General features: G+C 48.0%; 18 protein-coding genes. 14 read left to right on the top strand and 4 right to left on the bottom strand.

From position 1 onward, the window contains the following. Window positions 1-91 precede the first annotated feature (91 nt). On the top strand, window positions 92-475 hold the full coding sequence (locus tag ABD880_RS13175; RefSeq protein ID WP_345166885.1) for a diacylglycerol kinase family protein: 384 nt from the start codon (window positions 92-94) through the stop codon (window positions 473-475). A gap of 91 nt (window positions 476-566) precedes the next feature. Then, window positions 567-1,052: a DinB family protein gene (locus tag ABD880_RS13170; protein WP_345166882.1), complete on the top strand. Its 486-nt coding sequence runs from the start codon at window positions 567-569 to the stop codon at window positions 1,050-1,052. Between the two features lie 114 nt (window positions 1,053-1,166). Here the strand turns inward: ABD880_RS13170 and ABD880_RS13165 are convergent, their stop codons facing one another. Next, window positions 1,167-1,961, bottom strand: coding sequence for a DUF4382 domain-containing protein (locus tag ABD880_RS13165; protein ID WP_345166879.1), 795 nt, complete (start codon window positions 1,959-1,961; stop codon window positions 1,167-1,169). Between the two features lie 177 nt (window positions 1,962-2,138). Continuing rightward, complete coding sequence (locus ABD880_RS13160) at window positions 2,139-5,162, bottom strand: AsmA-like C-terminal region-containing protein (protein ID WP_345166876.1); 3,024 nt, start codon at window positions 5,160-5,162, stop codon at window positions 2,139-2,141. Between the two features lie 45 nt (window positions 5,163-5,207). Here ABD880_RS13160 and ABD880_RS13155 point away from each other — a divergent pair, with 45 nt between their 5' ends. Further along, window positions 5,208-6,275, top strand: coding sequence for a PorP/SprF family type IX secretion system membrane protein (locus tag ABD880_RS13155; RefSeq protein ID WP_345166874.1), 1,068 nt, complete (start codon window positions 5,208-5,210; stop codon window positions 6,273-6,275). Window positions 6,276-6,360: 85 nt separating this feature from the next. Continuing rightward, a complete protein-coding gene (gldJ, locus tag ABD880_RS13150; protein WP_345166872.1) occupies window positions 6,361-7,548 on the top strand; it encodes a gliding motility lipoprotein GldJ in 1,188 nt (395 codons plus the stop codon). A gap of 183 nt (window positions 7,549-7,731) precedes the next feature. On the opposite strand, the gene ABD880_RS13145 is transcribed toward gldJ, so the two are convergent. Further along, on the bottom strand, window positions 7,732-8,445 hold the full coding sequence (locus tag ABD880_RS13145) for a ComF family protein (RefSeq protein WP_345166870.1): 714 nt from the start codon (window positions 8,443-8,445) through the stop codon (window positions 7,732-7,734). A 68-nt stretch (window positions 8,446-8,513) separates the two neighbouring features. On the opposite strand from ABD880_RS13145, the gene ABD880_RS13140 reads away from it, so the two are divergent. The 10 genes from ABD880_RS13140 (at window position 8,514) to ABD880_RS13095 (ending at window position 19,937) form a co-directional block, all read left to right on the top strand. Next, window positions 8,514-8,864, top strand: a complete 351-nt coding sequence (locus ABD880_RS13140) for a carboxymuconolactone decarboxylase family protein (RefSeq protein ID WP_345166867.1) — start codon at window positions 8,514-8,516, stop codon at window positions 8,862-8,864. A gap of 140 nt (window positions 8,865-9,004) precedes the next feature. After that, window positions 9,005-9,346 (top strand): hypothetical protein, encoded by a 342-nt coding sequence (locus ABD880_RS13135; protein ID WP_066507395.1) that lies wholly within the window; start codon window positions 9,005-9,007, stop codon window positions 9,344-9,346. After that, window positions 9,347-10,117, top strand: coding sequence for an exodeoxyribonuclease III (locus ABD880_RS13130; RefSeq protein WP_345166863.1), 771 nt, complete (start codon window positions 9,347-9,349; stop codon window positions 10,115-10,117). 138 nt (window positions 10,118-10,255) lie between these two features. Next, entirely contained in the window at window positions 10,256-13,567 is a 3,312-nt protein-coding gene (locus ABD880_RS13125; protein WP_345166861.1) for a DUF4175 family protein, read from the top strand. A gap of 39 nt (window positions 13,568-13,606) precedes the next feature. Beyond that, the gene (locus ABD880_RS13120) at window positions 13,607-14,014 is read left to right on the top strand and encodes an ATP-binding protein (protein WP_345166858.1); all 408 of its coding nucleotides are present in this window, start codon (window positions 13,607-13,609) and stop codon (window positions 14,012-14,014) included. After that, window positions 14,007-14,441, top strand: coding sequence for an rRNA maturation RNase YbeY (ybeY, locus tag ABD880_RS13115; RefSeq protein WP_345166855.1), 435 nt, complete (start codon window positions 14,007-14,009; stop codon window positions 14,439-14,441). Before ABD880_RS13120 ends, ybeY begins: the two co-directional genes overlap by 8 nt. A gap of 70 nt (window positions 14,442-14,511) precedes the next feature. Next, complete coding sequence (gene mnmG / locus ABD880_RS13110; protein ID WP_345166852.1) at window positions 14,512-16,374, top strand: tRNA uridine-5-carboxymethylaminomethyl(34) synthesis enzyme MnmG; 1,863 nt, start codon at window positions 14,512-14,514, stop codon at window positions 16,372-16,374. 63 nt (window positions 16,375-16,437) lie between these two features. After that, a complete protein-coding gene (locus tag ABD880_RS13105) occupies window positions 16,438-17,262 on the top strand; it encodes a class I SAM-dependent methyltransferase (protein ID WP_345166850.1) in 825 nt (274 codons plus the stop codon). 70 nt (window positions 17,263-17,332) lie between these two features. Continuing rightward, window positions 17,333-18,916, top strand: coding sequence for an Ig-like domain-containing domain (locus ABD880_RS13100; protein WP_345166848.1), 1,584 nt, complete (start codon window positions 17,333-17,335; stop codon window positions 18,914-18,916). A 535-nt stretch (window positions 18,917-19,451) separates the two neighbouring features. Next, complete coding sequence (locus tag ABD880_RS13095) at window positions 19,452-19,937, top strand: hypothetical protein (RefSeq protein WP_345166846.1); 486 nt, start codon at window positions 19,452-19,454, stop codon at window positions 19,935-19,937. 89 nt (window positions 19,938-20,026) lie between these two features. On the opposite strand, the gene ABD880_RS13090 is transcribed toward ABD880_RS13095, so the two are convergent. Then, window positions 20,027-21,163: a hypothetical protein gene (locus ABD880_RS13090; protein WP_345166843.1), complete on the bottom strand. Its 1,137-nt coding sequence runs from the start codon at window positions 21,161-21,163 to the stop codon at window positions 20,027-20,029. Window positions 21,164-21,389: the final 226 nt, after the last annotated feature.

Below are 21,389 nucleotides of genomic sequence, written 5' to 3'. Positions count from 1 at the left end.
GTGATGTGATGGTAGTTATTATTCTAATAAGCTCCCAATCCATCAGGCCTTTGTTACCCTCAGGCACGCATCTTACGTACCTAAGCACCATATGGAAAAAACCAGACCGTCTTTCATACGCCAACGGATTAACAGCTTTGGGTTCGCCATGAAAGGAATCTCCTCGGCGTTTAGGTCTGAGGTAAACCTGCGCTGGCACGTGCTTTCTGCAGGACTGGCAGTGGGGTTAGGGTTTTACTTAGAACTGACTACGGTGGAATGGGCGCTGGTCTGCGTGGCCATTGGCCTGGTCTGGATGGCTGAGTTGTTCAATACGGCCATTGAGGTGGTGGTGAACCTGGTGTCGCCGGGGCCGCACCCCTTGGCGGGCAAGGCCAAAGACATTGCCGCCGGGGCCGTGCTCATTGCCTCTATCACGGCGGCGGCTATTGGGCTGCTAGTCTTCTGGCCGTATTTGGTACAGCTTATGGAATAAACAAAGTAAACATTCTTTCTGAGGCCCCCGTTTAGTACTTTTGCGCAAATTCCGGGGCGCGGCTCTGGAATGGTTTACCAAATTTACTTTTATGACTACCAATGACGTCCTCCAAAACTTAACACAGTACAACGTATGGGCCAACACCCGCGTGCTCAAAAGTTTTGACAGAATAGAAGGCGAACTGCCAGACTACGCCGTTTTGATGTTCAGCCACGTGTTGAACGCCCAAGCCATCTGGATTGCCCGCATTACCGGCACCAAAAGCCCCGTTACCGTTTTACAAGTACACTCTTTAGAAGAACTCCACCGCCTGGCAGAAGACACCTCTAAGAAGTTAGTGGAGATTTACGCCAACGCTGACGCCGCAGAACTGAACCGCGAAATTGAGTACACCAACACCCAGGGCAAGGCCTATTCTACCAAAGTACAGGACATCCTGACCCACGCCATCAACCATGCCACCTACCACCGCGGACAAGTGGCCCGTGAATTGAGACTGGCCGGCCATGAGCCCATCAACTCAGACTACGTGACCTACGTGCGCATTCAGTACGGACAGGATTTAGAGTTATAAGACGTCGTTTTTGGCCTATTTTCCAGAAAATAGCCTAAAAACGAAGTATCCAATAAAGAAAAAGGGAGCCCTGTAGAAAGGCTCCCTTTTTTATGCGTTAGACCCTGAATCAGATTAGTTCAGGTCTGTTGTTGGCATGGTGGTGATTTGGTCATTGGTCACCACTACGTTGGTCACTTCTTTGTTCTTGTACGGCTCTACAGTAGTAAACTGCACTTTGTACGTACCGGCTCTCAAGCCTTTAATCAAGAAGCGTCCGGCATCATCGGCAAAACCACCCACGGTGTCATTGGCGGCAGAGATCACCAGAATACCAGGCTTGGCAGCGGCTGGCGTTACGGTTCCTCTAATACCACCAGCCACGGCCGTAGTAATGGTTCTAATCACTGGCTTCAGGTTATAGGCACCGCTGTTGCCACGCGGCACTACAGATTTGGCAGCGTCAAAGTCCAACAGGACTACGTAGGTCACATCCTCCTCTAGAGTAGTGTTCAGTTGTAGTTTCAAGCCAGAGGTCTGTCCGCTAGGCGTGGTCAACGGCACCAGGTTGTTCTGACCTTTCAGTTTTAAGGTGTTGTTGTTGCCCAATACCAACCGGATCTGGGTGATGGCGCCGGCGGGCAAGGTAGCGCTGGCCAATAAGGTATCACGGCCATTGGCGAAGTCCAACAGGTTGTACACGCCCGGCTTGATGTTGTCCAGCGTGATCCAACCAGACTCATCACCAGTGGCATCTCTATGGATCTGCACCGAGCGAATGTCTACGTTTACTTCGTCATAATCACCGGGGGCGTCTGTTAAACGCACTTCCATGCGCGAGGTGCCAGTGGTTTCTTTGTCATCGTCTGAGCAGGCAGAAAAGCCAAGGGCTCCAAACACGAAGAGGGCGGCTACAATAGATTTTTTCATGGTACTAAAATTATGGGTGGGGGAAAAAATTATGCTGGCTAGTGACAGCACGGGACGTATACGAAAAACCGTCCCAGAGTTTGCAAAATTAGGGGGTTAGACAAAAAAATTCCGTTTTTGGCCTCTTTCCTAGAAAACAAGCCAAAAACGGAACGTTGGGTTTTACTCCTTTAGTATCTACTGCTGTTTGGTAGTATCTGGCGGCGCGGTAGTGGTGGCTGGTTTCTTAGCCGGAACCTTGAACAGTTTATTCAGTTGGCTCTTGGCTTCTTCGCGCACTTTCTGCTCTGCCTCCAGGCGTTTCTTCTCCAGTTCTTGTTGCGCCTTCACCTTGGCTTCTTCCTGCTTTCTGGCAAATTCAACTTTTAAGCTGTCTTTGTTAGTAGGTACGTTCACGTTGAGTTTCTCCTTCACGCCTTCCAACTTATTGCTCACTACCTGCTGGACTAGGTCCTTGGCTTCGGCCTTGAGGCTACTGCCGCGCAGGGCTACGGTAGGGTTGTTATACGTACCACCTACGCCCAGTTGCAGGGTCACTCGGTCCAGGCTTTTGATGTTCTGCACGCCAGACAAGGCTGTTAATTTAGAGGACAAGGCGCCACCCACTTTACCCGAAGGCACGTCCATGGCCACCACGTAATCCATGGTGCCGGCCAGGTTGTTGGTACCGCCCACGGTCATTTTCATGTCGCCCACGGTCAGGTCAAACGGTTTTACCACCAGGTTACCCGCCAGAATCTCTGCGGCAAAGCCCTTGTTCTTCACCACAAAGTTCTGCACGTCTTTGAGCTGGGTCACCTCGCTTATCTTAGAGAGCGCCTTGATGTTGGTCACCACGGCTTGGATTACCTCTACGGCGCCTCTACCGGTCAACGTGCTCATCACAGGCATCATGTCACTGCCCAGTTCGCCGTTCAAACTGAACTTGGTAGAGAACTGACCGTCCAGCGCCTTAGCGATAGGGGCAATCTGTTGCAGGGTATTGAACGCGTTAAAAGCACTCTTGAAATCCAGGTTCTTGATGTCCAAGCCAAACGAGAACTTAGGGTGAATCAGGTCTCTGGAGTCATAAGAACCGGTGGTCACAAACTGACCACCCAAGGTGTTGAAGCTCACGTTCTCCAGTTTGGCAACCTGGTTCTTGATGGCTACCTGTCCTTTAAAGTCTTGCAGCTTGAGGTTGTCATACAAAACAGTTCCAGCCTGCGTGTTCAAGACCAAATCTAGGTTATCTGGCACTTGTACCACGCCTTGCGCCTTGGCAGTGGTAGATGGGGCGGCCTGACCCGTGTGCTCATCTACGGTCCACTCGTTCACATTGAACGTTCCGGCGCGCAGATTGAAAGTACCGCGCAAGGGCTGATTCTCTGAGAATAGATAGCCCATGTAATTAGTCACGGTCCCGTCCATCTGCACATCGCTCTTGCCCAGGAACCCGTTCAGGTTCTCAAGACGCACTTGCTCATTGTTAAAGGTGGCTTTGGCGGTATTAATGCGCATGCCCTGCGGCAAATCTGTGCTCTTGTAGTTCAATTGACTGATTTGCATGGCCCCGCTGGCAATCACGTTTCCGTATTGGCCAGCCTCTACATCGGTCATTTTTCCTTTGGCGGCCATGTTCCCGTTCAAGCGACCGCTAACCGTGGTGCCTTCAATCGGGAAAATCTTGGTCAGCTTGGTCAAATCCAGAATACCATTGAGGACCAGGTCAAACTGCGGCTTTGCCAGGTTCTTAATGGACACACGGCCTTGCAAGGGCTCTTTGTCCAAAAGCATCTTGAATTGGGACACTTGAATGTCCGTATCGGCGGCCTGGCCGGTTTTGTTGGTCACGGTAGAGACCATGGTCACATTCTCCAGCGGCGCCGGGAAAGAGGAAGACTTCACATAACCGTTCACCAGGTTCAGTTTGGCCACCACCATGGGCATGTGGTTCTCAAAGTACACGCCGTTGGCCGTTGCGTCCACGTCCAGCAAACCACGCAGGGTGGTGCCTTCCAGCGGGAAAACCTTGGTCAGCTCCGCCAGGTCCAGCTTGGCTTTCAGGTTTCCGTTAATCTTCATCGGCTCCAGGCCGTCAATCATTACTTGCCCGTCTACCGGGTTCTTGCCTAGGTCCAGATGCAGTTTCTTGATGTTGATTTGGGTATGGTCTACTATGCCGTCTGCGTTCTTCACGCTCATGTCCACGTTGATGTTTCGGGCCTCCTGCGGCAGGTCTGGGTATTTAAACCGTCCATTGTTCACTTTCAGGTCCACCCCAAAGCCCGGCATGGTGGTCTCGTTGAAGGTTCCTTTCACGTAGCCGTTGAACGCCAGCTTACCGTCTGTGTCAATGTCCTTGAATTTATCCGTGAACACGCCCGGTACCAGAGAGAAGAGGTTTTTGAAATCGGTCTCCAAGGCTTTGAAGGTCAAATCCAGCAGGATGTCCTCGGTGGGCATAGCCACAGAACCGGCCATTCCCAACGCAAAATCATTGATTCGGAAGTTGTTGTCTTTGAAGGTATATTTCATGTTGGCCAGGTCCATGGCCATGGTCACGTCGGCGTCCAGCTTCTTGTTTTCTATGTAGTTGATGCCGTCATAGGTCATGGTGAAGCGCTCGGCCTGGGTCTGAGTCTTCATGTCAAAGATGTCCTTGTCCAGGTCACCGCTACCAGTGTGCTGTACATTGTAAGCCGCCACCCCAAACGGGATGCTCAAATCCTGGTAGATAATCTGCCCGTTGGTCATCTCCCAGTTGTCAATGCCCATCTTAAAGTCTGAGGTATCTGCTTGTGTAGCCTGCGAAGAGTCTGGAATAAAAATGTCCCAATTGGCCTTACCCGATTTTAAGACCAACAGCTTTAACTGCGGCTGATCCATCTTCACTGATTTGATGACCATCTCATTGCCCGTAATCACACTCATCAGGTCCAGGCCCAGGGCAAAGTCAGGCAGGTAGGCGAGGGTGTCGCGCTGGAAGGAGTCTTTGCCCACAATGCGCAGTTCCTTCACGCTCAAGGCCAAATCTGGGAATGTGCGAAACAGGGACAGCGATACGTTGTCTGTTTCGTATAGCACCCGGGCGTTAATATTCTTGGCTATTTCTTTATCTAGCCGGTCTTTGATTTTATCTTTGAACAGAACCGGCACTAGCGCGGCGGCGGCCAGCAGTACTACAAAAAAGATGGCCAGCCCTATGAATACTTTTTTCATCTTGTCAGGAAGGTGAGTTCAGAATGTAAGTTTACTTATTTTAGAATGAAAATAGGCGTAAGAAAACCATCGCAATTTACGTGCCGTCTCTTAAAGGTGGTACGGCTGGGTGGGTTTCTGTCTTTTTTTGCGCCTGCTCTTCTTATCCTTAACGTGCAGGCCCAGGAGGCGCCACCGGTCCAGCAGTTTGCGCACCGTGTCTTTCTTAACCCCGCTTTTACCGGTTTATTGTCTGATTACAGCCTCACCGCCGGGCACCGGTCCCAGTGGACGGGCGCCCAAAACGGTTTTTCCACACAATGGCTGAGCGGCGAGTATAGATTCAAGGAAAGCAAGACTGCGGTAGGCCTCACCGTATTGTCAGACCGGGAACCAGCTGGTGGTTTTGCCCGCCTTCAGGCAGGGGCTGTGTATGCGTACCATACTAAGTTAAGAGAAAACCTGGATTTTAGTGCGGGATTGCAGGCGGCGTTTGCCTCGCAGAAGCCCAGTTTCTCTGGATTGGTGTTTGAAGACCAGCTTGGAAGTGACGGTTCTGTGCAGCAACCCACCGCAGAAACCCTAGATAGGGAGCGTTCCATGTATGCCACGGTAGCCACCGGATTTTTACTTTTCACAGACCAGTTCTGGTTGGGAGCATCGGCGCAACATTTAAATAATCCAACCACGGGCAGGGGAGCTGAAGCCACGCTGCCTCCGGTATTTCAGGTGCAGACGGGCTATAGATTCTATGTAAAAAACTACTATGCCAGAAATTCTTTAAAAGAGCTAAGCTTTACGCCTACCCTCTCTTATTTGCAGCAGCGTAGTTTTAAAAGACTGGACGGGAACCTTTATACTATTATAACACCTATCACGTTAGGTATTGGCTACAGCTACCTGCCAGGTGGGTCGCAACTACCTGTTTCTAGCGCAGTTAGCGGTCTTTTAGGACTGGCTTATAAAGGTTTTAAGGTAGGCTACGGGTATAGAACCATGCTGTCTGGCCAGCGTAATGCTTTGGGGCCTACCCATGAGATTAGTGTGGGGTTTGCCATGGCAGACTATGAGAAGATTTTTAAAAGATTGGGTTCTGATAAAAATTATAATCGCATTGCTTGTCCAGAATTTTGATTTTGTCTATTTTTACACGTTAAAGGCAAATCGTTTTTAGAGAATACACTTATTACCAATTATTACTTGGCATCAACCAAAATTTATGAGACTGTCTAAGCAACTTTTGTACACGATGGTAGCAGGCGTGCTTGCTATTTCTTCCTGCAAAAAAGGAAACCATCCCACTAGCCGTAACCCCGGCGATGTGAGTACTGCCACGGGGGTAGAATTTGATCAAGAAGAAGGCGATTTTGCTGTAGCTGATTATAGTGACACTCCAGAAGGACCGGGTTTGGTGTTTATTGAAGGTGGTAGAACCACCCTTGGCTCTTCTGAGGAAGACATTGCCATGACCCGTGACAACATTGAGCGCACCATTACCATCGCTTCTTTCTACATGGACGAGGCAGAGGTTGCTAACATTCACTGGTTAGAGTACCTACACTACGTTAGAAAAGACTCTTCTGAGGAAATCTATACCAAAGCCCTTCCAGACACTACCGTTTGGGAGCGTGAGTTGTCTTTCAACGACCCATATGTAAACTATTACCTACGTTACCCAGGTTTCCGTTTCTACCCGGTGGTAGGCGTGAGCTGGGAGCAGGCGCAGGATTTCTGTCTATGGCGTACCGCCATGGTGAACAAGAACCTGGCTAAAGATTATGACGGTGACCTAGCAGAAGGCGCTACGCCTCCAATTGAGTCTGGTGCCGTGTTACCGAACTACCGTCTCCCAACAGAGGCTGAGTGGGAATATGCCGCTCAAGCGTTGATTGGTGTACAACTAGACGAAGAAGAAAACCAGTTGAACAAGCGTATCTACCCATGGGATGGCCACCAAGTGCGTAACCCATATGGTAAAGGCATGGGTCAGTTCTTGGCCAACTTCAAACGCGGACGTGGTGACTACGCTGGTATTGCCGGTTCTTTGAACGATGGTGCCATGATCACAGAATACATCTACGCCTATCCGCCAAACGACTTCGGTTTGTACAACATGGCTGGTAACGTGAACGAGTGGGTACAAGACGTTTACCGTCCGCTTTCTTTCCAAGACGTGGAAGACTTGAACCCAGTACGTAGAAACGGTGTCTTAGATGACTCTTCTAACTACGATGTAGCCGGTTTCAAATCTTTGATCGGTAACAACGTAAGAGTGTACAAAGGCGGTTCATGGAAAGACGTAGCTTACTGGTTGTCTCCAGGAACGCGTCGCTTCATGGCTCAGGACTCTGCTACCTCTACCATCGGTTTCCGTTGCGCTATGATCAACACAGGATCAAACAAGTAATCTCCTTAGAGTTTCATATCATATAGAAAGGGCCGGTTTATACCGGCCCTTTTTTTTGTGCCTTATAATTTTGGTAGGATTAGAGACACGCTTTATTGTTTTAGACCTCATTTCCGGAAAACAAGCCAAAAACGATATCCAACAGAATGAACAAGCCACTCCTTATATATAGGTAGGGGCGGGTTATAAAGTGTAGGCGATGGTGGCAATGCTCACTGCCTTGGCGCCGTTTGCCAACAAGAGAGTGGCACAGGCCTCCAAGGTAGCGCCGGTCGTGACCACATCATCCAGCAGCAAGACGTGCTTTCCCTCTATGACTTCCGGCTGGGAAACTAAATACAATTGGCGCATGGCTTCCCAGCGTTCCTGCCGGTTCTTTTTGGTCTGGGTTTTACCGCTGCGACCTTTCTTCAGGACGGCTTCCTCAAACGGTACTTGCAGGGCAGAAGCTATCTCGCGGCCAAACGCGCTCACTTGGTTGTAGCCCCTCTGTTGCAGTTTTGCTTTGTACAAAGGCACTGGTACCACTAGGTCTATTTCTTTGAAGGCTTTTTGCTGCTGCAGTTGTGCACCGTACCAGCGGCCCAACACTTCGCCCACTTCTTCGCGGCCCCGGTATTTGAGTTGATGCAAGAGCTGCTGCACGCGGCTTCTCTCCTGAAACATCAAGTAAGATACGGCCAGTTGAATGGGTACTCTACCCCAGAAAACTCTATGTAAGGCATTATCCTGCGGCGAAAGATGGAAGTCTGTGTAGGGTAACTTGATGCGGCAATGGCTGCAGATGACGTCCTCGCCAATGGCCAACTCCCCGTGACAGGCCCGGCATTCCTCGGGGAACAGCAGGCTCAGGAAATCCTGAAACAGGGAAGAGACGCTCACAGATGCCTTGGCCATACACTCTTGCGTTTTTTGGTGTAACTTTACTTTAGAGGCGTATTTGCCTATTACATACTGCAATACCTATGAGCTTAGTTACAGAATTCAACGACTACCGCACCCGCATGAACGAGAAGATCATGGAGGCGGACAATAAAGTAATCAAACGCTTTTTCAACCTGGACACCAACGCCTACGCCGAGGGCGCCATTGACGTGAAGACCAAAGAGATGCTGGGCCTGGCCTGCTCCATGGTATTGCGTTGCGATGACTGCATCAAGTACCACCTAGGCAAATGCTTTGAGTGCGGCTTGACTGATGAGCAGGTATATGAGGTCTTCGCGATTGCCAACCTGATTGGCGGTTCCATTGTGATTCCTCATTTTAGAAGAGCCGTGGAGTACTGGGAAGAACTAAAGGCGGAACAGCAAGCCTAATTTCTTTGTCTCTTACTTTGAGAACATCCGTTTTTGGCCTGTCTTCCAGAAAACAGGCCAGAAACGACTTCTCTTCCTTTTAGGAATGAAGGAAACTTTAATTCTCTCCTTCATTCAATCACTCATTCATTCAATAAACAATGGAGAACGAAGAGGATTTTGACGTCCGGTGGGCCGCCCTGAGGCAGGATATCAAACAGCGCTTTGGTAAGAAGCCAGATTTGAACGCCCTTCTCTTTTTGATTGGCGTGCAGGAACTGGGCCAGGGAGTACGGGAGTTCACCAAAGAGCAAAAGCAGGACTTAATGCACATTGCCACCTGCAAGATTTTGAGCCTTTCGGGTTACTATGAGCTGGAGGGTGCCGACCAGGACGGTTGGCCGCATTGGAAAGCCGTGAAAGCCCTGCCTTTCTGCAACCTCAAGGAGCAGGAACGCATGATGCGCTGGCACGTGCTGGAGTATTTTGACCAAATGAATTAAATGAAAATCATCAGTTATAATGTGAATGGGATTAGGTCTGCCTTGTCTAAGGGCTTCGCAGACTGGGTACGGGCCGCTAATCCAGATGTGTTGTGCCTGCAGGAAATCAAGGCAGATGAGTCCAAGTTTGACAAAGCCGTCTGGGAAGAGCTAGGCTACCATGTGTATATCCATCCGGCGCAGAAGAAAGGCTACAGCGGCGTGGCGCTTCTCTCCAAGCAAGAACCCAAGAGCGTCTGCATAGGCTGCGGCATTGAGCACTATGACCAAGAGGGAAGGGTAATCCGCGCCGACTTTGACGGCTACTCGGTGTTGAACGTGTACATGCCCTCTGGCTCCAGCGGCGAGCATAGACAGGCCTTTAAGATTCAATGGCTGCAGGATTTTCAACAGTACATACAGACGCTCAAGAACACAGTGCCCGGTTTGGTGATCTGCGGGGACTATAACATCTGCCATCAGGCCATTGATATCCACAACCCCAAGTCAAATGCCAACAGCTCGGGTTTCCTGCCCGAGGAACGCAACTGGTTCAGCAATTTCCTGCAGGACGGGTTTATAGATTCGTTTAGGCATTTTAATACGGAGCCGCATCAATACACGTGGTGGAGTTATAGAGCCAACGTACGGTCTAAGAACTTAGGCTGGCGCATTGACTACCTGCTGGTTTCTGAGCATTTAAAATCGCACATGAAACGGGCCGCTATTCTGCCAGAGGCTAAACACTCTGACCATTGCCCGGTTTTACTAGAAATGCATCCGCTCACGTAGCATTCTTACAATATTTTGATAGTATAATTAGTTACTATATTGTTACTTACGTATGGCTAAATAGAAAACGGATTGAAGCAAGGGCCACCCTTTTTTCAATCCGTTTTTGGGCTATTTTTTCCAAAACAACACAAAACCATGCAGGCTGCCGGTTCTTTACATAGTGTATTACAGCAGCTCCAGGCGTTTAAACGTAAGTTCTACCTGAACCTACTATTCAAAGGCGCCCTTCTCACTGCAGGTCTTCTGCTTTCCTTTTTCCTGCTCTTCACTCTGCTGGAGTACTTGTTTTACTTCCAGCCCGAGATACGGGCGTTCTTGCTGTTCTCTTTTCTGGCCATCACCGTATTTGCCGTGGGCCGTTGGCTCTGGACACCATTGATGGCTTTAGCGAATTTGAAGAAGCTGCTGTCAGATGAGCAGGCCGCGCAACAGGTCACCACGTACTTCCCCGAAATTCAGGACCGGCTTTTAAACTTATTACAACTACGGCAACAGGCAGTAGAGAATGATCTGGTGGCTGCCAGCGTAGAGCAGCGATCAGAGGAGTTGGCCGGGTACAAGTTTCCGGAGCGGGTGCGGCTCACGCAGAACAAGCCATACATGAAGTATGTGCTGTTGCCCTCTGCCTTGGTCATCATCCTTGCCTTTATCTATCCTAGCTTCTTTGTACAAGGCAGTGAGCGTATCCTCAATTTTAAAACGCATTACACCCCTAAGGCTCCGTTTGAGTTTGAAATCCTGAACAAAAACCTACAGGCTTTTAGGGGAGAAGACTTTCAATTAAAAGTAAACATCAAGGGAGACAAAGTGCCAGAGCAAATTGCGCTGGTGTTAGAGAATAGAGAGATTCCTCTGCGCAAAGCCCCAGACAATACCTATGTCTATGATTTTAAAGCGGTAGAAGAAACTGTGGATTTCCAGCTGACTGGGGCCGGATTCTACTCAGACCAGAAACACCTCACCGTGGTGCCCAGACCCATGCTGCGCCGCCTGAAAGCCGAATTGCGGTTCCCAAACTACTTGCGAAAGCCCCTAGAGGTTGTGGAAAACTCCGGAGACCTTACTGTGCCTGAAGGTACGCAGGTGACCTGGCGTTTAGCCGCTGAGCACGCAGACTCCCTATGGATAGACCTTAAAAATCCTCACCAGCGACTGAAAGCTCTTGAAACCGATGATGAGTTTTTGGTACGTAAGACGTTTTTAGAAAGTCAGCCGTACAGCATGCACTTGCGCAACCAGTACAGCACCAATAAGGAACAAATCAACTACCAAGTGACGGTCATCCCAGACAGAGCCCCAGAGATTACGCTGGAGCAATTCAGGGACTCGGTGCTGTTCTCATATCTAGTAGTGGGCGGGAACATCTCAGACGACTACGGGTTCAGCAGGCTGGCCTTACATTATAAAGTATCTCGGGCGGGAAAAGTTAGTGGCAGGTACCAAGCCATCTCTGTGCCGTTCAACCGAAACATTTCTACCCAGGCCTATTTCCACCAGTTCAACCTGAAGCCACTGCGATTACAGCCCGGCGACAAGGTGGAATATTTTGTGCAGGTAACGGACAACGACCAGGTACCTTCGCCGAAGAGCGCCCGCACCTCTACCTTTTTGTTTACCTACCCAGACCCCAACCAACTTCAGAAGTCCATTGACGCTACTTCGCAGAAGGTGCAGTCTCAGCTAAAGTCATCCCTCTCTAAGGCAGAGGAGTTGAAGAAGTCCTTGGAACAGCAAGAGGAGAAGACCAAGCTGAAGCGCGAGTTAAGCTTCCAGGACAAAAAGGCCTTGCAGGAACTGGCAGAGAAGAAGAAAGCCTTGCAGGAAGACCTATCCTCTTTACAGGAACTCAATGATCAGCTCAACCAACAGCAAGAGCGTTTTTCGCCTGAAAATGAGAAAATAGCCGAAAAACGGGACCAGCTTAAAAAGATGATGGATGAGCTATTGGACGAGGAAACCAAGAAACTCTATGATGAACTGGAGAAACTCTTAGAGCAACGCCAGCCTAATCCAGCCGCCATCCAGCCGCTTTTAGACAAGCTCAACCAGAAAGAAGAGAACCTGCAAAAGGAACTGGACCGTCTGCTGGACTTATTTCAACAGTTACAGGTGGAGCAGAAGCTGGACCAAACCACTCAGCAACTAGAGAAAGTAGCCAAGGAACAAGAAGAACTGTCACAGAAGTCACTGGACAAAAACAATCCAGAGAAAGCCTTACAAGAGGAGCAGAAGAAACTGCAGGAAGAATTCAAGGATGCTCAAAAGGCGCTAGAAGATGCTAAGAACCAGAACGAGAAGCTAGAAAACCCAGAATCCATTCCAGACTCTGATAAACTGGAAGAACAGATTGAGCAGGAGCAGGAGAATGCACAGGAGTCCTTAGAGAAAGGACAGAACAAGAAAGCCAGCCAGTCTCAAAAGTCGGCCGCCCAAAAGATGCAACAGATGGCCCAGCAGATGAAATCAGAAGAAATGTCCGGTGACATGGAGCAGATGCAACAGAACCTGGACCACCTCCGCGATATCCTGGAGAACCTGGTGACGCTTTCTTTTGACCAGGAGAACCTCATGAAGTCTTTTAGAAGTGTGCATCAAAGCGATCCGCGCTTCATCAATTTAGCCCAGCAACAACTTAAGCTGGCCGATGACGCCAAGATAATTGAAGACAGCTTACTCTCATTGGCCAAGCGGGTATTCCAGATTCAGTCGTTTGTGACCCGTGAGGTGGGGGAGATGGAAAGCAATATGGACAAGAGCTCTGAGTCCATTAAAGACCGCAACCTCTCCAAGACAGGCACGCACCAGCAACTGGCCATGACCTCTATGAACAACCTGGCCTTAATGCTAAGCGATGTCCAGAAGCAGATGCAACAGGCTATGATGGCGGCACAGCAGAGCGGGCCGGGCAAGAAGAAAGGTAAGAGCGGCAAGAACCAGCCAGGCGCCTTGGGCCAGATGCAACAACAGCTTAACCAACAGATCCAACAGCTACAGCAAAGTGGTCAGTCTGGTAAGGCCTTGTCAGAATCTTTGGCCAAGCTGGCGGCGCAACAGGAACGGTTACGCAATGCCCTAAAAGACATCAGCCCAGCGCCTACTTCACCGGGCGGCAAGGAGCAGGGTCAGAATCTATCCAATTTGAGCAAGCTCATGGAACAAACCGAGGCTGATCTCGTTAATAAACGTCTTACAGAGCAGACAATAACGCGTCAAAAAGAAATTATGACGCGTTTGTTGCAAGCTGAGAAGGCCGCCAATGAGCGGGACTTGGATGAGAAGCGGGAAGCGAACACGGCAAAGGATCTTCCGGCCCGTATTCCTGCGTCTCTTCAGAAGTATAAACAGCGCCAGCAACAGCAAACAGAGTCACTCCGTGAGAGCTTACCTGCATTTACTCCGTATTATAAAAAACAGGTAGATGCTTATTTTAAAAAATTAGGTTATTAGTATTAGATTTGCAGACATTTCAGATATTTTAAACATATTATGAATCAAGTAAAAATTCAGATTCCTTCTATCATTGAGAACATTCGGATAGTGGAGAGCTTCATTGACAACTCCCGCGAAAAATTCCAGATAGAAGATGATATCTATGGCAATATCATGGTGGCTGTTACGGAATCTGTCAACAATGCCATTAGACACGGAAATAAATTTGACAAGGACAAGAACGTTTACCTCTCTTTATTTGTAGAGCCTAAACAGCTTAAGTTTGAGATAGAGGATGAGGGCACGGGGTTTGACCCAGAAGCCCTAGCTGATCCTACTGCCCCAGAGAACTTAGAAAACCCAGGTGGCCGCGGCATCTTCTTGATGCGCAACCTCTGTGATGATGTGTCCTTCAGCAATGACGGCCGCACCGTTTCCTTAACCTTCAACATAGAAAATGCCTGAATCACCACCCATTGAGTTTTTTAACGAGGACATAGAGTTTGAAGTAAAAGACGAACAAAAGACTAAAGAATGGTTGCAGAAAATTATCTCCAACTATTCTTTTGAATTAGAATCTTTGAACTACATTTTTTGTTCAGATGAATATCTTCATCAAATGAATGTAGACTACTTAGACCACGATACCCTAACTGATGTCATCACCTTTGATAATTCCGATATAGAAGGAGTTATTGAAGGTGATGTTTTCATTAGTATAGACCGTGTTGTGGACAATGCCCACTCTTTCAACATTACGCCAGAAAGAGAGCTCCAGCGAGTAATGGTGCATGGACTGCTTCATCTGCTTGGGTTTGATGATAAAAGCCCAGAATTAAAGAAATTAATGAAATCAAAGGAAGATGAATGTTTGTCCTTATTAAGTTTATAAACATCCCTTCTAATAGTTTTACCTCAGTTATCAACAATGTTTCACGTGAAACATCACAGTAATCCACACTATGTTCACAGAGTATGATGTTATAGTAGTAGGGGCAGGGCATGCAGGTTGTGAAGCTGCACACGCAGCTGCGACCATGGGATCGAAGGTACTACTCGTCACCATGAACATGAACACCATCGCCCAGATGTCTTGCAACCCAGCCATGGGCGGAGTCGCAAAAGGACAAATTGTGCGCGAAGTAGATGCCTTAGGCGGTATGAGCGGAATTGTCACGGATAAAACCATGATTCAATTCAGAATGCTTAACATGTCTAAAGGTCCTGCTATGTGGAGCCCACGCGCCCAAAGCGACAGAATGCGTTTTGCCGAAGAGTGGAGAAACACGTTGGAGCAAACTCCCAACCTAGACTTCTGGCAAGAAATGGTGTCAGAGCTTATAGTGGAGGAAGGCAGAGTTGTTGGCGTTAAGACAAGTTTAGGAATAGAAATCAAAGGAAGGGCTGTGGTCTTAACCAACGGTACTTTCCTAAACGGCATCATCCATATTGGCGAGAAACAATTAGGTGGTGGCCGTGCCGCTGAAAAATCTGCTAAAGGCATTACAGAACAACTAGTGTCATTGGGTTTTGAAGCAGGCCGTATGAAAACTGGCACACCGCCTAGAGTAGATGGCCGTAGCTTGAACTATGATTTGATGGAAGAACAGAAAGGGGATGAGAACCCTTCTAAGTTCTCCTACACAGATACGCCGTCTTTGCCATCGCAGAGAAGCTGTTACATCACCTATACCAATACCAAAGTCCATGAGATTCTGAAAACAGGGTTTGAGCAATCGCCTATGTTTAAAGGAAGGATTCAAGGACTTGGGCCACGCTATTGCCCATCTATTGAGGATAAGATTAATCGTTTCGCAGAACGTGACCGCCACCAAATCTTTGTGGAGCCAGAAGGGTGGAATACCGTTGAAGTATATGTGAATGGTTTCTCCAGCTCTTTGCCAGAAGATGTGCAGTTAAAAGCGTTGCGCGAGATAACTGGTTTTGAGAACGCCAAGATGTTCCGTCCAGGTTACGCAATAGAATATGACTTCTTCCCACCAACCCAGTTGAACCTGACATTAGAAACTAAGCGCGTGGAAAACCTCTACTTCGCGGGCCAGATCAATGGCACCACGGGTTATGAGGAAGCGGCTTGCCAAGGCCTTATGGCAGGAATCAATGCCCACAACAAGGTGCATAACCTGGAGCCGTTCGTTCTGAAAAGATCAGAGGCCTACATAGGTGTGTTGATTGACGACTTGGTAAACAAAGGCACCGAGGAGCCTTACCGCATGTTCACGTCCCGTGCGGAGCACCGGATTTTATTGCGCCAGGACAACGCAGACATCAGGCTCACTGAGAAAGGCCATACATTAGGCCTGGCTTCTGATGACCGTTTGGAAAGAGTGCAGCGCAAGATCCAGGAGACCAAAGAAGTGTTGGCATATTTACAACAGAAGGGGATAGAGGCGGAAGAAGTGAATGCCACTCTACTGGAGATGGAATCTGCACCTATCAGCGAAAGAGCCAAGGCAGCTAATTTGCTCAAGCGCCCCAACATTGAGCTGGAGCATTTACTGAAGTCCTCGGAGAGCCTGAACCTGTTCTTGAGCAAATACCTGCCAGACAGTTTGGAGCAGGCAGTGATTTCCATCAAATATGCCAGCTATATTGAGAAAGAAAACCAACTCGCCACCAAAATGGAGGAATTGGAAAACTACCTTATTAAAGACAGGCTAGATTACAAAGCTATACCGGCGCTCTCCAATGAGGCCCGTGAGAAGCTATTCAAAATACAACCCGAAACGTTAGGCCAAGCCTCCAGAATAAGCGGTGTCTCTCCGGCAGACATTTCTATCCTGATGGTTTACTTAGGAAAATAAATGAGCTACGAACGGCTAGACCAGTGCCCTGTTTGCCAGAAAACTGATCTGAAAAATTTCTTGGTGGTCCAGGACAAAAGTGTCTCGCAGGAGAGCTTTGTGATTGTGCAATGCACCGGCTGCGGCCTCAAGTTCACCAACCCTAGACCAGAGGAACAACACATAGGTCCGTATTATTCGTCAGAGGCGTACATATCGCACAGTGACACGGACAAAGGGCTTTTGAATAAGACCTACCGGTTTGTGCGGTCCATGGCCGTCAAGAAAAAAGTGGACCTGGTCAACAGCTTGGCCAAGAAAGGAAAGATCCTGGACTACGGCTGTGGGGTGGGGTACTTTCTGCAAGCCTGTAAAAAGGATGGTTGGCAGGTAGAAGGCTTTGAGCCCAACCAACTGGCCAGAGAGCAAACCGAGGAGAAACTAGGGCAGAAAGTGCACCATGAGAATTTGAGCCAGTTTGCAGACGAGACGTTTGACGTTATTACGCTCTGGCATGTGTTAGAGCATGTACACAAACTGAACGAGACGGTAAAAGAGCTGGTAAGAACCACTAAGAAAGGGGGGCATGTAGTGATTGCCGTCCCGAACGCTGATTCCTACGATGCCAAAAAGTACGGCGCCGACTGGGCCGCCTATGATGTGCCGCGTCATTTGTACCACTTCAACAAGGCCAGCATGCAGAAGCTGCTCAAAAAGCACAAGCTTGAATTGAAAGAAGTACTGCCCATGCATTGGGACTCGTACTACGTGAGTCTGTTGAGTGAAAAGTACAAGCACGGCGAGATGAAGATGCTCAGTCCTTTTTGGACCGGCTTTCGGTCTAACCTGCACGGCTACCGGAATGACAACTCCTATTCCAGCCAGATTTTCATTGCCCAGAAAAAGTAATTACAGGAAACCCGTATAGTAGAATGACCTTATAGAATACTATAAGGTCATTTCCGTTTTAAAACAGAACATGAAAAAAACATTTCTACCCATACTCTCCCTAACAGTTGCCTTGCTACAAGGATGTGCCAGCATCAGTTCCCCTGAGGGAGGGGACAAAGACATAGTGGCGCCAAAGCTGGTCTCCAGCTATCCAAAGAACGGCCAGACCAACGTTAGCCCAGAAAAAATCACCTTGACGTTTGATGAGGCCATCCAGGCCCCGGAAATTACGCAACAGTTGATTATTGCGCCTTTCACGGAGAATACCTACAAAACCAAGGTAAAAGACGGTACCATAGAACTGGAGTTTACGGAGCCGTGGCAAGCCAACACCACTTACAGTTTAAACTTTAGGCAGGCCATTGGCGACATCACCGAGAAGAATCCCGCCAGGCAGGTAGTCATCACCTTTAGTACGGGCGCTACGCTGGACTCTGGAAGTGTAGCCGGGCAAGTGACACAGCTGTTCAGTCCAACCTTGAACAAGGAAGTAAACGTGCTCCTCTACAAAGCCGAAGACACCGCCCAGGTGCAGAAGGGCAGACCCTTGTATGTGACCACGTCAGACTCTGCGGGGAATTACAAATTCCAGAACATCAAAGAAGGAAGCTACCACATCTACGCGCTCATAGAAACCAACAACAACCTGCGCTATGACAGTGAAAAGGAACAGATAGCCTACTTAGCGCAGCCCATCCAGATTTCCAATAAACCCGCCACCGCCAACTTGCAACTGCACCTGCAAGACAATACAAGCCCCATTCTAGCCTCTAGAAAAAGCTTCGGCAACCAATATGAAGTAGAATATAATGAAGGCTTGGCCAGTGCCATTGTACAGGACGCCGGCGAAGAAATCAAATGGCAACTCACCAACAATGGCAAAACGCTTCAATTGTTCCCCGTGGCAGCCCAAGAGAAAACCTGGCGCGTGCAGGTGCAGGACAGTGCCGGCAATACCAAGACAGACACGGTGGCTGTAAGACTGGCCGGGGCCAAGGCCACAAGAAAGAACAACACCTTCACGCTGGTAAACGGTGAGACCATTAAACCCGGCGAAGAGTTGAAGCTGAAATTTGACGTGCCCATCAAGGTAAACCAACCAGCAGGCGCAGTGAATTTACTCTTAGACTCCCTTAACACCGCAGCCACAGCCACTGCCAAAGACTTCACCCTTTCAGAAAATCAAACCCTACTTATCTTAAAGCTTCCCATAAAAGCCGCTAAGAGCGTACAAGTGAGCATTGACACTACAAAGGTGCTTCCGTTTATAGGAGATTCATTTACCAAAGGCACCAAGCGAGTAGGCATCAGTGACAAGGCCACCACCGGCAGTTTAAAAATCACCTTGAAGACCACTGAGAAAAATTATCTGGTGCAGTTAATGAAGGAAGGCAAAATTATCTTCACTGAGAAGAACATCAAGTCCAGAACCTGGCAGGACCTGGAGCCAGGCAAATACCAGATCAGAATTCTGGTAGACAAAAACGGCAACGGACGCTGGGACAACGGTTTATTAAAGGATAGACGCCTGCCTGAGCCCGTGATTTTAGTGCCCGACACCCAAGAGGTGCGTGCCAACTGGGAAGTAGAAATGACTACTATTGAATTTTAGCCTGGCGGTGGGTAACCTGTGGGAAACTAGTGGAATAAATCGGGCATAAGTCTAATAACTGAACATCACCACAGGACCAAGAGGGTAGTTAACCACCAAAGTGTGAATGGGCGTTTACAAAATCAAGAATTCTTCAGAGTTATGCACGTATGTATAACCCAAGGGGCTTTTAAACAGGTCAAATTGTGAATTGGTGGAAAAGACAGATAAGTGCTTGACCAAGAATAAAATCAAATTCACAACGTAAAGGAAAAGTGTGCATGAAAAGCCTGTTTTGTACACAAGCTGAGAACTACACTGGGGATACCCAAACTTATCCACTTGCTAACAGAGCTAATGATGAAAGAGATTCTTTTTAAGAAAAATTGTTTTATCATAAATACAGTGTGAACACTGTTGAGAACTGGAAAAGAAAAAAAATTGGAAGGCCTCCGCAAAAAACAAGAATTCAAAAACAGAGCGTGCAGAGTTTCTGTTTTTGCGTAGTTTTATAAAAAGTAAGCCAAAAACGGCATCATCAATCAAGAGCAATACTATGGAAGAAGCAAACGAAGCATTCGACAATGAAATACGCCTAGGACAGGGCATAGGAGATTTGAAATTTGGCATCACCATGGAAGACGTGGAGGAGCTGATGGGCGAGCCAGAAGAAGTAGAAGAGTCTGACGAGGAAGACGAATTTGAGCACAAGGCCTGGAACTACTGGGACAGCGGCTTTTCTTTCTACTTTGACAAAGAAGACGATTACCGTTTAAGCTGCATTGAGACCGCCAATCCTAATGTGACACTATGGGGTAAGCAACTCTTTGATATGAGCCTGGAGGAGGTAGAAAACCTCTTTAAAGAGCATGGTATCACCAACGCAGAGAAGGAGACCATTGAAAACAATGTGACCTGCATCTCTTATGACAAAGAAATGATTGACCTATACTTTGAAGAAGGTAAATTATTAGCCATCAATTTTGGCGTGCACATGGATGATAATCTTGAAGTCCTGTGGCCCGAAGAAGAGAAATCTTAATCTGAGAATAGCCCATACCAACTATCTTTAAAACAAAAAAGCCGCTTTAGAGCGGCTTTTTTGTTGAATGCATTTTCACTGCATAAGTCTTACTTAAAGAAATAAGCTTTAATCTCATCCTGTATAGCAGGGTTAATGGCAATTGCCAGAAGAATGGAAATGATTAAACCAAAGGTGACTGAAAGGATGTCGCGGCCAATCAGTTTAAAGGTCTTCACAATTTTAGTTCCAGAGTCGCGGGATCTTATGCGCATGCCTAACTCACGTCCTGCCAATAAACCCACAAACACCCAGGTAGTACTCATGGGCACATTGTTGATCTCTTTAAAGTAGTAGAGAATAAGCGCATACACCAAGTCTATGATAGTGGCACTGCGCACGTCCCTTACCTCAGACTTTTCATTAATGATGTTCTGGATCTTCTCGCCGCGCATGTAAAATAGATAGGCCAGACCAAAGAAGATGAAGGCCGCAAAGGCTACAAACTCCCATACATTCAATTGTCGTGGCAGGTACACCGCAATGTTGGCCAAATCCTGGGCCAGCCAGATATGCCAGAGAAAGCCACTAATAATCCATTGCGCCCATATCCAGGCACCGTGCGCCTCACCTTTAATAAACTTCTTGATGATGTTGGTTAAAAGCAGGTACAAAAGCAAAGCCACTACAAATGCCGCTACATACCCCATCAAACTCTTATTGACCATGCTCAGAATGGCCTTGGAGTCTATGGTAAACATACTCAACAGCATAAAAGTGGTAGACACCGGAATCCTGAAGCGAGTGAGCAAAAGCAAGATGATTGGGGCTGCTATCTGCAGAAACACAAAACTGGTGGGAGTATCTGAAAATCCCTTAGACGCCAGGCGTTCATACGTGACGTCACCGTTAAAGAAATACCAACTGTAGAAGACGGTGGCTAGGAAAATACCGCCCATAAACAGCCACTGCCAGTACCATTTCTTATCCTCGTTAGAGACAATGAACGTTCCAATGGTCTGAATGCTGTCATTGGCAATAGCAGAGTAGCCCGCAAAGGCAAAGCCCACCCACATGGCTACCGGTGCATACGGATAGACTGCTCCCGCTAAAATGAAGGCGAACGTAATGAAGTAAAGAAAATTCTTCTCCTTTTTTAGAAGGATGTCCAGGACGCTATACCTTCTCCTGAACTTGTACGGTTGGGCAGGCACCAAAGAGCCTCTCCCTTTTCTACTTTTAGCCATTAAAACAATTTAGAGGTAGAGATAAAATCAAATAAAGCGGGTATTAAAGTTTAAATACTAGGTGCATACGCTAATCACCTTTTCCAAGATAGAAAATTAACCGGTAGGCAAAACAACAAAGCACTAAGGCCAATCCCAGTCTTTTGAGGATTTCTACCTGTTGCCGTAAAAGACAACCACAAAAAAAGGCCTGGGTTTACAAACCCAGGCCTTTTTTATCAAAGCA

This window comes from Nibribacter koreensis (genome assembly GCF_039541795.1).
GTDB lineage: Bacteria > Bacteroidota > Bacteroidia > Cytophagales > Hymenobacteraceae > Nibribacter > Nibribacter koreensis.
Note: the sequence above shows the minus strand (reverse complement) of the source record. Positions and strands in the feature narration are given on the sequence as shown.

Bases quoted from the DNA above. Each gene is read 5' to 3' on its own strand.
- ABD880_RS13175 (WP_345166885.1), top strand. From the start codon at position 92: ATGGAAAAAACCAGACCGTCTTTCATACGCCAACGGATTAACAGCTTT.
- gldJ (WP_345166872.1), top strand. From the start codon at position 6,361: ATGAGACTGTCTAAGCAACTTTTGTACACGATGGTAGCAGGCGTGCTT.
- ABD880_RS13125 (WP_345166861.1), top strand. From the start codon at position 10,256: ATGCAGGCTGCCGGTTCTTTACATAGTGTATTACAGCAGCTCCAGGCG.
- ABD880_RS13145 (WP_345166870.1), bottom strand. From the start codon at position 8,445: ATGGCCAAGGCATCTGTGAGCGTCTCTTCCCTGTTTCAGGATTTCCTG.
- ybeY (WP_345166855.1), top strand. From the start codon at position 14,007: ATGCCTGAATCACCACCCATTGAGTTTTTTAACGAGGACATAGAGTTT.
- ABD880_RS13130 (WP_345166863.1), top strand. From the start codon at position 9,347: ATGAAAATCATCAGTTATAATGTGAATGGGATTAGGTCTGCCTTGTCT.
- ABD880_RS13160 (WP_345166876.1), bottom strand. From the start codon at position 5,162: ATGAAAAAAGTATTCATAGGGCTGGCCATCTTTTTTGTAGTACTGCTG.
- ABD880_RS13170 (WP_345166882.1), top strand. From the start codon at position 567: ATGACTACCAATGACGTCCTCCAAAACTTAACACAGTACAACGTATGG.
- ABD880_RS13120 (WP_345166858.1), top strand. From the start codon at position 13,607: ATGAATCAAGTAAAAATTCAGATTCCTTCTATCATTGAGAACATTCGG.
- mnmG (WP_345166852.1), top strand. From the start codon at position 14,512: ATGTTCACAGAGTATGATGTTATAGTAGTAGGGGCAGGGCATGCAGGT.
- ABD880_RS13095 (WP_345166846.1), top strand. From the start codon at position 19,452: ATGGAAGAAGCAAACGAAGCATTCGACAATGAAATACGCCTAGGACAG.
- ABD880_RS13135 (WP_066507395.1), top strand. From the start codon at position 9,005: ATGGAGAACGAAGAGGATTTTGACGTCCGGTGGGCCGCCCTGAGGCAG.
- ABD880_RS13165 (WP_345166879.1), bottom strand. From the start codon at position 1,961: ATGAAAAAATCTATTGTAGCCGCCCTCTTCGTGTTTGGAGCCCTTGGC.
- ABD880_RS13100 (WP_345166848.1), top strand. From the start codon at position 17,333: ATGAAAAAAACATTTCTACCCATACTCTCCCTAACAGTTGCCTTGCTA.
- ABD880_RS13155 (WP_345166874.1), top strand. From the start codon at position 5,208: ATGAAAATAGGCGTAAGAAAACCATCGCAATTTACGTGCCGTCTCTTA.
- ABD880_RS13090 (WP_345166843.1), bottom strand. From the start codon at position 21,163: ATGGCTAAAAGTAGAAAAGGGAGAGGCTCTTTGGTGCCTGCCCAACCG.
- ABD880_RS13140 (WP_345166867.1), top strand. From the start codon at position 8,514: ATGAGCTTAGTTACAGAATTCAACGACTACCGCACCCGCATGAACGAG.